General features: G+C 72.9%; 13 protein-coding genes. 4 read left to right on the forward strand and 9 right to left on the reverse strand.

The features are described from left to right. Nucleotides 1-10: 10 nt before the first annotated feature. Together AQI94_RS46395 and AQI94_RS14535 are read right to left on the reverse strand one after the other, a co-directional pair. Nucleotides 11-133, reverse strand: coding sequence for a putative leader peptide (locus AQI94_RS46395; RefSeq protein WP_318658107.1), 123 nt, complete (start codon nt 131-133; stop codon nt 11-13). A gap of 412 nt (nt 134-545) precedes the next feature. After that, nucleotides 546-2,258 (reverse strand): IlvD/Edd family dehydratase, encoded by a 1,713-nt coding sequence (locus tag AQI94_RS14535; protein ID WP_031048770.1) that lies wholly within the window; start codon nt 2,256-2,258, stop codon nt 546-548. Nucleotides 2,259-2,297: 39 nt separating this feature from the next. Between AQI94_RS14535 and AQI94_RS14540 the strand changes: the two genes are divergently transcribed. The 4 genes from AQI94_RS14540 (at nt 2,298) to AQI94_RS14555 (ending at nt 5,602) form a co-directional block, all read left to right on the forward strand. Continuing rightward, complete coding sequence (locus AQI94_RS14540) at nt 2,298-3,122, forward strand: IclR family transcriptional regulator (protein WP_324607562.1); 825 nt, start codon at nt 2,298-2,300, stop codon at nt 3,120-3,122. Beyond that, nucleotides 3,122-4,138 carry a zinc-dependent alcohol dehydrogenase gene (locus tag AQI94_RS14545; protein WP_031048765.1) on the forward strand — a complete coding sequence of 339 codons (1,017 nt, stop codon included), beginning with the start codon at nt 3,122-3,124 and terminating at the stop codon, nt 4,136-4,138. Before AQI94_RS14540 ends, AQI94_RS14545 begins: the two co-directional genes overlap by 1 nt. A gap of 14 nt (nt 4,139-4,152) precedes the next feature. Beyond that, a complete protein-coding gene (locus tag AQI94_RS14550; protein WP_031048762.1) occupies nt 4,153-4,752 on the forward strand; it encodes an acyltransferase in 600 nt (199 codons plus the stop codon). 163 nt (nt 4,753-4,915) lie between these two features. After that, nucleotides 4,916-5,602, forward strand: coding sequence for a phosphatase PAP2 family protein (locus AQI94_RS14555; protein WP_031048760.1), 687 nt, complete (start codon nt 4,916-4,918; stop codon nt 5,600-5,602). Nucleotides 5,603-5,609: 7 nt separating this feature from the next. Here the strand turns inward: AQI94_RS14555 and AQI94_RS14560 are convergent, their stop codons facing one another. From AQI94_RS14560 to AQI94_RS14590, 7 genes are read right to left on the reverse strand one after another with little or no spacing between them, the layout of a single operon-like run. Then, nucleotides 5,610-6,953, reverse strand: a complete 1,344-nt coding sequence (locus tag AQI94_RS14560; RefSeq protein ID WP_031048759.1) for a glutamate-1-semialdehyde 2,1-aminomutase — start codon at nt 6,951-6,953, stop codon at nt 5,610-5,612. A 6-nt stretch (nt 6,954-6,959) separates the two neighbouring features. After that, nucleotides 6,960-7,511: a dTDP-4-dehydrorhamnose 3,5-epimerase family protein gene (locus tag AQI94_RS14565; protein WP_031048757.1), complete on the reverse strand. Its 552-nt coding sequence runs from the start codon at nt 7,509-7,511 to the stop codon at nt 6,960-6,962. Continuing rightward, nucleotides 7,508-8,740, reverse strand: coding sequence for a polysaccharide pyruvyl transferase family protein (locus AQI94_RS14570; RefSeq protein ID WP_031048756.1), 1,233 nt, complete (start codon nt 8,738-8,740; stop codon nt 7,508-7,510). The genes AQI94_RS14565 and AQI94_RS14570 overlap by 4 nt, the downstream gene beginning before the upstream one ends. After that, nucleotides 8,737-9,684, reverse strand: a complete 948-nt coding sequence (locus AQI94_RS14575) for a glycosyltransferase family 2 protein (RefSeq protein WP_031048755.1) — start codon at nt 9,682-9,684, stop codon at nt 8,737-8,739. The genes AQI94_RS14570 and AQI94_RS14575 overlap by 4 nt, the downstream gene beginning before the upstream one ends. Beyond that, nucleotides 9,681-10,988, reverse strand: coding sequence for an MATE family efflux transporter (locus tag AQI94_RS14580; RefSeq protein ID WP_062229754.1), 1,308 nt, complete (start codon nt 10,986-10,988; stop codon nt 9,681-9,683). The genes AQI94_RS14575 and AQI94_RS14580 overlap by 4 nt, the downstream gene beginning before the upstream one ends. Further along, nucleotides 10,985-12,259 (reverse strand): DUF4910 domain-containing protein, encoded by a 1,275-nt coding sequence (locus AQI94_RS14585; protein WP_404817915.1) that lies wholly within the window; start codon nt 12,257-12,259, stop codon nt 10,985-10,987. Before AQI94_RS14585 ends, AQI94_RS14580 begins: the two co-directional genes overlap by 4 nt. Continuing rightward, a complete protein-coding gene (locus AQI94_RS14590; protein ID WP_031040193.1) occupies nt 12,256-13,281 on the reverse strand; it encodes an NAD-dependent epimerase/dehydratase family protein in 1,026 nt (341 codons plus the stop codon). Before AQI94_RS14590 ends, AQI94_RS14585 begins: the two co-directional genes overlap by 4 nt. Nucleotide 13,282: the final 1 nt, after the last annotated feature.

Here is a 13,282-nt window from a genome sequence, read left to right on the forward strand (position 1 = left end):
GCGGCCGGGCTCAGCCCAGGGGCCTGATCGCGCTGCAGACCCGCAGCAGATCGATGTGACGGCGGGAGGTGAGGAGAGGCGAGGGCCGAGACGTACGACTCACTCGGCCGACGGCCGGCTCAAGGCACCCCATGTTTCCCTACCTGTTCACTAGGATTCCCGTCTGGAGTGTCGATCGGGCGGGCACACACGTCAAGAGGGCGTCCACGAGGCGAGCAGAAGAGCCGGCCGGTGGCGGGGTCGGCGGCCGTCGCGCCGACGAGCGGGCTGGCGGGCGCCGCCAGGGCACGCCCGTCGGAAGATCCGTGGGCTGCCGTGCGCACTTCCGCGGCGGTGTCCGAGCCGAATGCCCCGATCAGCGTGACCTCGCGGGGCCGCCGGGCGAGGTGCCAGGCGGTGGCCGCGCCCATCGGACCTACGCCGACGACGGCGATCACCGTCCCTCCCCGGCATCCGGTTCCTGCCCGCGAACGGCACGCGGGGCCGGCTACAACTGGTTGGCTCCGCGGGCGCCTGGTACGAGCACCCGGACGTCCGCCGCCCCGTCAGTGCGACTCGCGGCTCACCTCCGAGCCGCTGGAACCGACGAGGAAGTCCAGGTCCACACCCTTGTCGGCTTGTTGGACATGGTCCACGTACAGCCGCTCCCAGCCCCGCCTCGGGTTGGCGAAGCCCTCGACGGTGGCCTTGTTCGGGGTGCGGGCGGCGAGTTCGTCGGCGGGCACCTCCAGGTCGACGCGGCGGGCCTCGACGTCGAGGCTGATGACATCGCCGGTCCGAACGAGGGCGAGCGGGCCGCCCGCCGCCGCTTCCGGGGCCACGTGCAGGACGACGGTGCCGTACGCGGTGCCGCTCATCCGGCCGTCGCAGACGCGGACCATGTCCCGCACGCCCTGCTCCAGCAGTTTGGTGGGCAGCGGCATGTTGGCCACCTCGGGCATGCCCGGATAGCCCCGGGGGCCGCAGCCGCGCAGCACCAGGACGGAGTCGGCGTCGACGTCAAGGTCCGGGTCGTCCACGCGGGCGTGGAAGTCCTCGATGCTGTCGAAGACGACCGCACGGCCCCGGTGGCGCAGCAGATGCGCCGAGGCGGCCGCGGGTTTGATCAGGGCGCCGTCGGGGGCGAGGCTGCCGCGCAGGACGGCGATGCCGCCCTCCTCGACGAGGGGGCGGGCCCGGGTCCTGATCACCTCGGCGTCCCAGATCGGGGCGTCGGCGAGGTGGTCCACCAGCGGCCGTCCGGTCACCGTGAGCGCGTCGGGGTCCAGGAGGTCGGCGACCTCGCGCAGCACGGCGAGCAGGCCGCCGGCCCGGTGGAAGTCCTCCATGAGGAAGCGCCCGGCGGGCTGCAGGTCCACCAGGACCGGCACCCGGGAGCCGATGCGGTCGAAGTCGTCCAGGGTCAGTTCGATGCCCAACCGGCCCGCGATGGCGAGGAGATGGACGACGGCGTTGGTGGAGCCGCCGATCGCGGCCAGCGCCACGATCGCGTTGTGGAAGGACCCCTTGGTCAGGAAGGTGCTCGGGCGGCGTTCGGCGGCCACCAGTTCCACCGCGAGCCGTCCGGTGCCGTGCGCGGCCTCCAGCAGCCGGCTGTCCGGAGCGGGGGTGCCCGCCACGCCGGGGACGACCGTGCCCAGTGCCTCGGCGACCAGCGCCATGGTGGAGGCGGTGCCCATGGTGTTGCAGTGCCCGCGGCTGCGGATCATCGACGACTCGGAGCGGGTGAACTGCTCCTGCGACAGGGTCCCGGCACGGACCTCCTCCGACAGCCGCCACACGTCGGTGCCGCAGCCCAGCGGGGTGCCGCGGAAGGTGCCGGTCAGCATGGGCCCGCCGGGCACGACCACGGCGGGCAGGTCCACCGAGGCGGCGGCCATCAGCAGCGAGGGGATCGTCTTGTCGCAGCCGCCCAGCAGGACCACGCCGTCGAGGGGGTTGGCGCGCAGCATCTCCTCCGTGGCCATCGCCGCCATGTTGCGCCAGAGCATGGCGGTGGGCCGCACGTTGGTCTCGCCCAGCGACACCACGGGCAGGTCGAGGGGGATGCCGCCCGCCTCGTGGACGCCGTCCCGGACGGATCGGGCCACCTCGTCCAGATGGGCGTTGCAGGGGGTGAGGTCGGAGGCGGTGTTGGCGATGGCGATCTGGGGCCGGCCGGTGAAGGCGTCGGCCGGGACGCCCCGGCGCATCCAGGCCCGGTGGATGTAGGCGTTGCGGTCCTGTCCCGCGTACCACTGCGCGCTGCGAAGGTTCATCGCTGGGGCTCTTTCCGGTAATCGGTACGGCGGTCTACTATCCGGAACGCGATGCAGCATACGCAGCGGCTTCCGGCTTCGACAGCCCCCGGCACGGAACGCGCCGAGGGCGACCGTCTGGTGGGATCGGACCGGGTGCTGGGGGTGCTCAAGGAGCTGGCCCGGCATCCGGACGGCGTGGCGCTCGACGAGCTCACCCGGGCGGTCGGCAGCCCCAAGCCGACCGTCCATCGGGCGCTGGCCGCACTGCGCCGGGCCGGTCTGGCCGGCCAGGACCGCGGCGGGCGCTATCTGCTGGGCGACGAGTTCCTGCGGATGGCCTTCGCCCATCACGAGGCCCGCCCCGAACACGTCCGAATGCGGCCCCTGTTGGAGACCCTGGCCGCCCGGTTCGGCGAGACGGCCCACTACGCGGTCCTGGACGGCCGCGAGGTCGTCTACCGCGCCAAGGTCGACCCTCCCACCGGTGCCGTCCGGCTGACCTCCACGGTCGGCGGCCGCAACCCCGCTCACGCGACCGGCGTCGGAAAGGTGCTGCTCGCCCACGAGTTGGGCACCCTTGACGCCGTACGGCGATGGGTCGGCACGGCGCGCCCGGCTCGCCGGACGCCCCGAACCCTGTGCACGGCCGCGGAGTTGCACCGCGAGCTGCGGGAGACGCGCGAGCGGGGATACGCCCTCGACGACCAGGAGAACGAGCCCGGCGTCGTCTGCCTCGCCCTGCCCGTGTACGGCGCCTCGCCGCGGGTTCCCTCCGGAGCCGTGAGCGTGAGCGCGCTGGCGTACCGGACCCCGTTGCGGGTGCTGGTGGACGCCGTGGCGGAGATCCGTGAGGCACTCGGCCCCTTGAAGGAGCCCTTCTGATGCGTGCCTTCGTCCTCACGGCTCCCGGCGCGTTCGCCGTGCAGGAGGTTCCGGCACCCGTCGCCGCTCCCGGTGAGGTCGTCGTCGATGTCGAGCGGGTCGGCGTGTGCGGCACCGATCTGGAGTTCTTCACCGGCGCCATGACCTATCTGCACCAGGGCCACGCCGGCTATCCGATGCGGCTGGGCCACGAGTGGGCGGGCCGGGTGCGGGCGGTGGGTGCCGGGGTCGAGCCGGGCTGGGTCGGGCGGCGGGTCATGGGCGACACGATGCTCGGCTGCGGGGTCTGCCGCCGCTGTCGGCGGGGCCGGCAGCACGTGTGCGAGAAGCGGGAGGAGGTGGGCATCCGGGGCGGTCGCGCGGGTGCCCTGGCCGAGCAACTCGCCGTTCCCGCCTTCTCGTTGCACGTTCTCCCCGATTCCGTGGACCCGGTGCTCGGTGCGCTCGTCGAACCGGGCGGCAACGCCCTGCGGGCCGCGCAGGCCACCGGAGCGGGGCCCGGCGACCGGGTGCTGGTGCTGGGGCCGGGCACCATCGGCCTGCTGGTCGCGCTGTTCGTCCGGGCCGCCGGTGCGCAGGTGCATCTGATGGGTGCCACCGAGGGCTCGCTCGCCTTCGCGCGCTCGCTGGGCTTTCCGCACGCCTGGCGCGAGGACAGCCTGCCGGACCTGCCGTTCGACGCGGTCGTCGACGCCACCAACGCGGTCCGTCTGCCCGCACTCGCGCAGGAGTTGGTCGAACCCGGCGGGCGGCTCGTGTACATCGGGCTGGCCGGCGAACCCAGCAGGATCGACACCCGCGCGCTCGTCCTGAAGGACGTGACGGCGGTCGGCGTCCTGTCGGCCTCCCCCGGGCTGGACGCCACCATCAGGGCCTACGCCGAGCGGGTCGTCGACCCGAGGCCGCTCGTGGCCGCCACCGTCGCGCTGGACGCGATCGGCCCCGTCCTCGCGGGCGAGCGGCCGCCCGGCGCCGGGCCGGGCCCCAAGATCCACGTCGATCCCGGCTCGGTCTGAGGGGGTTCGGCCCGATGGCGATCAAGGTGCGGCCGACCGCCCAGGTCGACGAGACTGCGGCGATCGGCGAGGGGACGACGGTCTGGGACCTGGCCCAGATCCGGGAGCACGCCCGGCTCGGGCGCGGGTGCGTCGTGGGCCGGGGCGCCTATGTCGGCCCCGGGGTGCGGATCGGCGACCACGTGAAGCTCCAGAACCATGCGCTGGTCTACGAGCCCGCGGTGCTCGGCGACGGGGTGTTCGTGGGCCCCGCGGCGGTCCTCACCAACGACCGCTTCCCACGGTCGGTGGACCCGGAGGGCAGACTCAAGCGCGGCGGCGACTGGGAGGCCGTGGCGGTGGAGGTGGCCGAAGGGGCCTCCCTCGGGGCCCGTTCGGTGTGCGTGGCCCCGGTAAGGATCGGTCGCTGGGCCCTGGTCGCGGCGGGCGCCGTGGTGATTCGGGACGTGCCCGACCACGCGCTCGTGGCCGGGGTTCCGGCACGCCGCGTCGGCTGGGTGGGCCGGGCCGGCGTACGACTGGTGGAGCGGGAGGGCGAGCCGGGGGTCTGGGAGTGCCCCGAGACGGGTGCGCTGCACGACGAGCGGGACGGCCGTCTCGTCGCGCGCGTATGACGTCTGTTTTCCGTCGAAGCGCGGGCTGTGTGTCCTGTTCGTCCCTGGTCCGCCCGCGCCTGGCGGTGCCTTCCGATAGCGTGTCGACCGTGATCACGGGCGAGATCGAGGGCAAGGGGGACCGCGTCCGGGACGCGTTGGGGCCCGCGGGCGCGGTGGGCGTGTGACCGGCCGGCGGACGTCCGCGGTGCTGCCCCCGTCGCTGCGTGCGCCGCTCGGGCTGGTCGCGGCCCTCGCCGCGCTGGTGGTCTCGGTGATCGGGGCCCTGTACGCCGGCCACGGTCTGCCCGGCAGGGTGGACCGGTGGATCGTCGCGCCGACGGCGGACAGTGTGGGGCCGCCATGGCGGCGTGTCGCTCTGGCTCTGGACTTCCTGGGAGAGCCTGTCGGATCGGTGCTGCTGGTGACGGTCGTCGTGGCGGGCTGCCTGCTGCTCCGCCGTCCACGCGCGGCGGTGCTCGCCGTCGCCGGCGCCGTCGTGGTCGTGGGGACGGCGACGCTGCTCAAGCGTCTGGTGGGGCGCACCATCCACGGCGCCGACAACCTGTCCTATCCGAGCGGGCACACCGCTTTCTTCACCGCACTCGCCCTCGTCGTGGCGCTGCTCGCGACGGACCGGCTCGGCCTCGGCAGGACGGCCGGCACGTCACTCGTGCTCTGCGCGGCGCTCCTGGCCGGCGCCGCGATGGGGTGGGCGGAGGTCGCCCTGGGCGCGCACTATCCCACCGACGCGCTCGGCGGCTGGTGCACCGCGCTGGCGGTGGTTCCGGCGACCGCGTGGCTGGTCGACCGGGCAGCCGACCGGTTGGCCGTCCGTACGGCCGGCGCCGGCCGGCGGGAGCCGCGCTGACGTCACGTCACGCCAGGCGACGGAATACGGGCTTCACCGGGCGTCCGCCCACCCAGGGCGTGGGGTCCGCGGCGTCCAGCGCCTTGCGGTACACCGCACATGCCTCGGCCACCACGTCGACGGTGTGATCGATGTCGGCGTCGCTGAGCGCGCCGCTCACCACGAACGACGGGGCCAGCACCCCGCCCGCGAGGAGCCGGCGCAGGAACAGCGTGCGGTACTCCTGCGACGGCTGCCCGTTCTCGTCGAGGGTGGCGAAGACCAGGTTGCTGGCCCGGCCCCGGATGACGACGTGCTCCTCGACGCCCATGCCGGCCGCGGCCTCGCGGACACCGGCGGCCAGCCGCTCGCCGAGGGCGTGCAGCCGCGCGGTGACGCCCTCCTCGGTGTAGACGGTCTGCACGGCCATCGCGGCGGCCAGGGAGTGCGTCTCGGCGCCGTGCGTGGTGGACAGCAGGAAGACGCGCTCGCCGGAGTGACGCAGTCCGCCGCGCTCCATCAGCTCGCGACGCCCGGCCAGCGCGGACACGGCGAACCCGTTGCCCAGCGCCTTGCCGAACGTGGAGAGGTCGGGGACCACGCCGTACAGGCCCTGGGCGCCCGCCTCGGACCAGCGGAAGCCGGTGATCATCTCGTCGAAGATCAGGACACAGCCGTGCCGGTCGGCCAGTTCACGCAGGCCGGCGAGGTACCCGGGCGGCGGCTCGGTGTGGGTGGCGGGTTCGAGGATCAGACAGGCGACCTCGTCCTGGTACCGGGTGAGCAGGTCCTCCGTGGCGGCCAGGTCCCCGTAGGGGAACGACACGGTGAGCTCGTTGGTCGCCGACGGAATGCCGGCGGACATCGGTGTGGTGCCGATGAACCAGTCGTCGGTGGAGAAGAACGGATGGTCGGCGCAGAGGGCCACCCGCGGGCGCCCGGTGGCGGCGCGGGCGAGGCGTACCGCGGCGGTGGTGGCGTCGGAGCCGTTCTTCGCGAACTTCACCATCTCCGCGGTCGGCACCGTGGCCAGGAAGCGTTCCGCGGCCTCGACCTCCACGATGGACGGCCGGACGAAGTTGCTGCCGCGGTCGATCTCCCGCCGCACCGCCTCGGTCACGCGAGGGTGGGCGTGTCCGAGGCTGACCGACCGCAGGCCGGACCCGTACTCGATGTAGCGGTTGCCGTCGACGTCCCATACGTGGGCACCGCGGCCGTGGCTGATGACGGGGGCCAGGTTCTCGGGGTACTGGTCGTCACCCTTGGCGTAGGTGTGCGCGCCCCCGGGGATCAGGGCGTGCAGCCGCTCATTCGCCGTCCGCGACCGGGCCAGGACGAACTCCGCGGTCTCTTCGGTGTGTTCGTGGGTCAACCGACGTCAGCCTTCCTTGTGCTTCAGGACCTCGGCGAGGCTCGGCGCCTCCCGGTCCCGCTGGGACATCGACGTGACCGGCAGTGGCCAGGGAATGGAGAGTTCCGGGTCGTCGAAGGCGATCGTCACGTCCTCGGAGGGATCGTGCTCTCTGTCGATACGGTAAGAGGTATCTGTGATTTCGGTAAGAGCCTGGAAGCCGTGAGCGCATCCCGCCGGGATGTAGACGGTCTTCTGCGTCTCACCGGACAGCTCGAAAAAGGCCCGGCCGAGGTACGTCGGCGAGTCCGGCCGCAGGTCGACGACGACGTCGAAGATCTCCCCGTACGAGCACCGCACGAGCTTGGCCTCGCCGGCGCCGGAGCGCAGGTGCAGGCCGCGCACCACGCCCCGGACCGAGCGGGAGAGGCTGTCCTGGACGAAGGCGTGCGGGTCGAGGCCCACCGAGCGGACCACGTCGACGTCGAAGGTGCGGCAGAAGAAGCCGCGTTCGTCGGCGTACGGGGTGGGCTCGAACAGGTACGCGCCGGCGATCTCGGGGACTTCGGTCGCTTTCATGGAGCCTTCCGCGGGGCGTGGGCGTGGGAGTTCGCCGGGAACAGGGTCGTGGTCAAAGCGGTGAACTGCTGGGCGAGTTGCCGGGCGACGACCCGGTTTCCCTCGGCGAGGGTCCGCCGTACCTCCGCCGCGTGCTTCTCCAGGTCCCGGAACTGTTCGAGCAGCCGGTCGGCGTCGACCTCGCGGGCCGGGTGGCAGTACGCGCCGAGGCCCATCCGGTCCATCAGCGCGTTGCTCTTCGCCGCGTAGCACAGGGCGAGCACGGGCGTTCCGGTCTTCAGGGCGCAGATCAGGTTGTGGTAGCGGACGGCCACCACGGTGTCGGCGGCCGCCATCTCGTTCATCAGGTCGGCCAGTGAGGCCGGTTCGGCCGCGGTGACCAGGGGTGAGTCGACGGCGTCGAGGATCGCGGCGACCACCGACAGGTCGCACTGGTCGCCGGTGAGGAGCCGGACCGGTCTGCCCTCCTCGACGAGCGCGCGGACGAACGTGATCGTCCCGTCGAGGTAGCGCCGGTAGATCTCCTCGGCCCGGTCGCGGTCGTCGTTGCCGCCGTGGAAGTCCATGACGCCGAGGCAGACGGGACCCGGCGCACCGGCGGGCACTTCGGACTGCGGTGCGGGCAGGGCGAACGCGAGGTCGGGGTAGACCTCGTCGCGCGAGGTGTCCACGCCCATCGCGCGCATCGCGTCACGGGACTGCTCGTCCCGGTAGGACCGGTACACGGCGAGCCGTGCCGACCAGCGCACCAGGGCACGCGTCGGCCGGTTGCGGATCTCGGCGGCGCCTACGCTGACCAGCGCGACCCGGGTGCCAAGGAGCCGTCCGCTCGCGCAGAGCAGGAACAGCGAGTACGGGAAGCCCCACGGCCGCAGCGGCAGGGTGGCCTCCAGGACGCCCATGCCCGGCACTATGACCACGTCGTGCCGGCGCACCCAGGCGGCGGTGCGGTAGACGTCGACGAGTTTGCCGAGCCCCTTGAACACGATCGCACTCGCCCGGGACGCGGTCCGGTACTCCGCGCGGTTCCAGTGCAGCCGCGTCGCGGGGATCCGGAACCTGGCCGTCACCGCCTCGGGTCCGCCGCACAGCGCGTCCACGCTCGCGTCCGGGTGCTCGGCGCGCAGGTGTGCGAGGAGGGCTTCCAGCGACCCGTCGTTGCCGAGGTTGCCGGAGCCGAGCAGGCCGAACACCCCGACGCGTGCCGGGGTTTCGTCCGCCGAGGTCATGCCCGCCTCCCCTCTCGGCCGGCGACGAGCTCGTCCACGGAGACGGTCAGCTTGGCCGGGTCCACCGGGGCGCGGTCCTCGACCCGCTCACCGGTGCCGGGCCGGGCCCGGCTGGTCATCCAGGCGGCCAGGTGGCGGTAGCACTCGCGCCGGTCGGCCGCGGACAGCGGGGCCCGGTGGATCGCCGAGACGAAGCCCCAGACGTACTCGGCGAGCAGCCGGGGCGTCGGGTGCAGCGGACCCGCCCTGCGCGGGTCCAGGTTGACGCACCGGGAGCGCTTGGACGGGTTCGCCCGCTCGGCACGGGTGGGGTGGTCGCGGCGGAAGTACAGCAGTTCCGGCACCTGGTGGAAGCGCCCGTGGAGGGCGATCTCGGCTACATACGTGCGGTCCGCGTGGTGGTAGCTGTCCATCGGCTTCACCCGGCGCAGCGCGTCGGCCCGGATCACTCCGTAGAAGTCGTCACCGCCGGGCTCGAACAGCATGCTGCGAAAGCGCTCCGGCGCGTGCGGTGAGCCGGTCGCGAGGGTGTACTCGTAGGGGACCTTCACCTGGCCGTCGCCGTCGATGACCGCCTGGTCGGCGTGGGCGAGGATCACGTCCGGCCGCTCGTCGAGGGCCTCGACGCAGCGCCGGAGCAGATCGCGGGCGTAGAGGTCGTCGTGCGAGGCCCACTTGAACAGTTCGGTGCGGCACTCGGCGAGGACGCGGTTGTGGTTCGGGGTGGCGCCGATGTTCCGGGGCAGCCGGAGGTAGCGGATGCGTGGGTCCTGCGCGGCGTACTTGCGGCAGATGTCCTCGGTCCCGTCGGTCGAGGCGTTGTCGGAGATGACCAGCTCGAAGTCCCCGTAGGTCTGACCGAGCAGCGCGTCGAGCGATTCCGCCAGGTACTCCTCGCCGTTGTACACGGGCAGGCCGATGGTCAGCCTGGGTTGGGCGGTCATGAGGTCCTCACTTCGGGAATGGGGTTGTGGCGGTGCTCGCGCAGGGCGGACCGCAGGTGCAGCCACCACACGGCCGAGGCGCTGACGGTCGCGGCGGCGACGCCCCAGGCAGAGCCGACCGTGCCGGCGATCGCGGCCCCGCCGAGTCCGCCGCCGACGTAGCAGACGGAGGCGAACAGCTGGGAGCGCAGGCTGCGCCGGGCGGCGCCGAGGGCGCGCAGTCCGGCCGCGGCGCCGGTACCCAGGCCCGCGCCCGCCACGCTGAAGGTGATCGGCACGATGAGGTGCGAGGAGGAGTGCCAGACGCTGCCGAGCACCAGGTCGCCGAGCCGGTTCGGCAGCAGCAGCAGCGAGCCGCCCCACAGCAGCGCGGCGACGGCCTGTCCGCCGCCCAGCAGCAGGCAGAAGGTGCCGAGGCGGTGCGGGGACTTCCGCAGCACCCGTGCCGCCTCCGGGACGGTGACCAGCGACAGTCCCATCAGGACGGCGAGGAAGGGGCCCATCAGCAGTTCGGCACCCCGCACCGCGCCGACCGCGCCGACGCCGACGATCGCACCGAGCCCGTAGGCCCGCAGTTGGCTGGCGCCGCTGAGGCTGACGTTCTCGACCAGGTACCGGTAGCCGAGATCGCGCTGCTCGCGCAGCCACCCGCGTGCCTCGGTCAGCCGGGGCCGGATGCCGCACTGGAGGCAGCCGTACGCGGCGGCCACCGCCGCGGAAGCGCCCCAGGCCAGCACGAAGGCGCCCACGGTGCCCACATGGGCCGCCGCGACCAGGGCCGGGACGAGTGCCACGCACCACACCACGTCGTTGACGAAGGCCTTGCGCCCGTTGCCCGCGGCGAAGAACGCGAACCGCCAGGCGTCCTGCAGCAGCAGCCCCGGCAGCATCACGCCCAGGCAGGCGAAGGCGGACCCGAGCCGGCCACCGAGAGCCAGGCCGACCACCAGGGACACCGCGCCGATGGAGGTGCCGACGCCGAGCGCGGTACCCGTCGAGCGGGCCACCGCCCCGCGCCAGGACGCTTCCGGCACACCGCTGAAGCGCACCACGAGCGGGTCGGTGGACAGGCCGCGCGAGACGTTCAGCACCACGCCGTAGGTGACCCAGGCAAGGCTGAACACGCCGAACGCGGTCACGCCCAGCGAGCGGGCCACGTAGATGCCCACCGCGAAGTTGCTGATGCTGGAGGCCGCCTGGTCGGCCAGGCCCCAGGACAGCCGGCCGACGAGGGCCCGCCGGGCGGATCCGGCCCGTGGCGCCGCTGTCGGCGGATTCTCCCCCTCGACGGGCATCGACGTCATGTCTTGATCAGCCCTGCCTCGTGCAGTGCGCCGGCCGCGGCGGCGACGGTGTCGAACGGCAGCCCGGACCGCTCGGCGACGTCCAGCAGACCGTTCTCGCCGTCGGAGAGGTTGAGCACCCAGAGCATGGCCATCTGGGCCTGCTTGGTGTCGCTGCGCCCGCCGAGCGCGTCGTACAGCCCGCGCCGCCCCAACTGCGGTTCGCCGTAGGGGCTGAGGTTGAGGTAGCGCCGGTTGCGGTCCAGGACGGCGAACGCCTCGCGGCACACCGCGAGGGTGTCCGCCATCGCCTCCGGGGAGACGAAGTCCAGGTTGTCCGCCGAGGTGTGGTACTCGGGATAGCCCGCGTACGGGGTACGGGTGAGCGAGCCGACGCCGAGGTTGAACCCGGGCGAGCAGTACTGCCGCTCGTCGTAGCCGTACGGGGTGAACTCGTTGACCTGGTGCGGGCGTTCGGACGTGGTCAGCACATGCCGCAGCACCCGGTCGATCTCCGCGTCGCCGCGCCTGCTCTGCTTGTAGGTGAGCGGGCCCGGGTCACCGGCGCAGGCGAGCACCAGGCCGTGCTTGACCCGCTCGACCCTGTCCGCGTTGCGGGCCAGCCAGGTGATCGCGCCGATGGTGCCGGGCGCGAAGATGAACCGGTAGGTGTAGTACGGCGTCCGCCGGGCCAGCTCCCTGGCCAGGAAGGTCGCCACCGCCACGCCGGCCATGTTGTCGTTGGCCAGCGCCGGATGGCAGGTGTGGCAGGAGACGATCACCTCGTCGGCGACCTGCCCCGGGACCACGTGCTCCGCGTAGGTGAGGTGGCCGTCGGCGAGCGTGGAGTCGATGCGCACCTCGTACTCGCCGTCCGGCATCGCGTCCAGGGTGTCCTGGGCCAGACAGAACCCCCACTCCGGCTTGTAGTAGCTGGTGCGGTACGGCACCCAGGACGGCTGGTCCGGCAGGGTGTGCAGGTGCGCGCGCAGCTCGGACAGCGGCATGGTCCGCGCGACCGGCACGCTGTAGCCGAGCACATGCAGGCTGGACGCGGCGAAGTCGACGACCCGGTTGCCCTCCGGGTCGGCGATGTAGGCGTCCCGGATGTTCCACTCCTGCGGCACCGTCCAGTCGAGCACCTGGGTTCCGGTCGGCACCTCGTGCACGTCGAGCGGGAGGTACTCGCCGACGATGTCCAGGGTGGCGCGCACACCGTCGCCGGTGATGCTCCGGCAGAGCGGGTACAGCCGCTCCACCAGGGCGTACATCTCCTCGCCGACTCGGCTCATCGGCGCCACCGCAGGGTGTCGTCGACGGTGCCGGCCTCGGATGCGGCGCGCAGCACGGCGAGCCGGGTGAAGCGCTGGTCGAAGGCTTCCTTGGTCAGCCCGAACTTCCGGTAGGCGTCGGCGAGTTCGAGCGCGCCGCGCTTGACGGACCACTCGATGTCGAAGCCCGGGATCGCGGCGCGGAACCGGGAGAAGTCCACCCGGTAGGAGCGCGGGTCGGCCCCGTTCTCCCCGGTGATGCGCACCTTCGCGCCGGGCACCGCCTCGGCGACCTGCTCGGCGATCTCGGCGACCGTGACGTTGTTGGTCTCGCTGCCGATGTTGAACGCCCGGTCGTGGACCGCCTCGCGCGGCGCGGTCAGCGCGGCCGTGAAGGCCCGGGCGATGTCGGCCGCGTGCACCAGCGGGCGCCAGGGGGTGCCGTCGGAGAGCACCAGCACCTCGCCGGACAGCAGCGCGTGGCCGACCAGGTTGTTCAGCACGATGTCGGCGCGCAGCCGGGGCGAGTAGCCGAAGGCGGTGGCGTTGCGCATGTACACCGGGGTGAAGTCGCCGTCGGCCAGCGTGTGCAGGTCGTCCTCCACCCGCACCTTGGACTCCGCGTAGGGCGTCACCGGGCGCAGCGGGGCGTCCTCGCCGACCAGGTCGTCGCCGCCGGCGGCGCCGTAGACCGAGCATGTCGACGCGTACAGGAAGCGCCGCACTCCGGCGTCACGGGCGAGCTGGGCCAGCCGTACGGACGCGTGGTGGTTGATGTCGTAGGTGAGCTCCGGCGCCAGCGATCCCAGCGGGTCGTTGGAGAGCGCGGCCAGGTGGATCACGGCGTCCACGCCGGCCACGTGTTCGGCCGTGACGTCGCGCAGGTCCACGCGGTGCCCCTGCGGGTCCGCGGGTGTCTCGCCGAGGACGGAGTCGGCGAACAGGCCGGCGTCGAGGCCGACGACCTCGTGTCCCGCGGCGGCGAGGACCGGGGCCATGACGGTTCCCAGGTAGCCCTGGTGTCCGGTAAGCAGTACGCGCATG

It is taken from the genome of Streptomyces pseudovenezuelae (assembly GCF_001513955.1).
Lineage (GTDB): Bacteria > Actinomycetota > Actinomycetes > Streptomycetales > Streptomycetaceae > Streptomyces > Streptomyces pseudovenezuelae.

Bases quoted from the DNA above. Each gene is read 5' to 3' on its own strand.
- AQI94_RS46395 (WP_318658107.1), bottom strand. From the start codon at position 133: ATGGGGTGCCTTGAGCCGGCCGTCGGCCGAGTGAGTCGTACGTCTCGG.
- AQI94_RS14535 (WP_031048770.1), bottom strand. From the start codon at position 2,258: ATGAACCTTCGCAGCGCGCAGTGGTACGCGGGACAGGACCGCAACGCC.
- AQI94_RS14545 (WP_031048765.1), top strand. From the start codon at position 3,122: ATGCGTGCCTTCGTCCTCACGGCTCCCGGCGCGTTCGCCGTGCAGGAG.
- AQI94_RS14550 (WP_031048762.1), top strand. From the start codon at position 4,153: ATGGCGATCAAGGTGCGGCCGACCGCCCAGGTCGACGAGACTGCGGCG.
- AQI94_RS14565 (WP_031048757.1), bottom strand. From the start codon at position 7,511: ATGAAAGCGACCGAAGTCCCCGAGATCGCCGGCGCGTACCTGTTCGAG.
- AQI94_RS14570 (WP_031048756.1), bottom strand. From the start codon at position 8,740: ATGACCTCGGCGGACGAAACCCCGGCACGCGTCGGGGTGTTCGGCCTG.
- AQI94_RS14575 (WP_031048755.1), bottom strand. From the start codon at position 9,684: ATGACCGCCCAACCCAGGCTGACCATCGGCCTGCCCGTGTACAACGGC.
- AQI94_RS14580 (WP_062229754.1), bottom strand. From the start codon at position 10,988: ATGACGTCGATGCCCGTCGAGGGGGAGAATCCGCCGACAGCGGCGCCA.
- AQI94_RS14585 (WP_404817915.1), bottom strand. From the start codon at position 12,259: ATGAGCCGAGTCGGCGAGGAGATGTACGCCCTGGTGGAGCGGCTGTAC.
- AQI94_RS14590 (WP_031040193.1), bottom strand. From the start codon at position 13,281: ATGCGCGTACTGCTTACCGGACACCAGGGCTACCTGGGAACCGTCATG.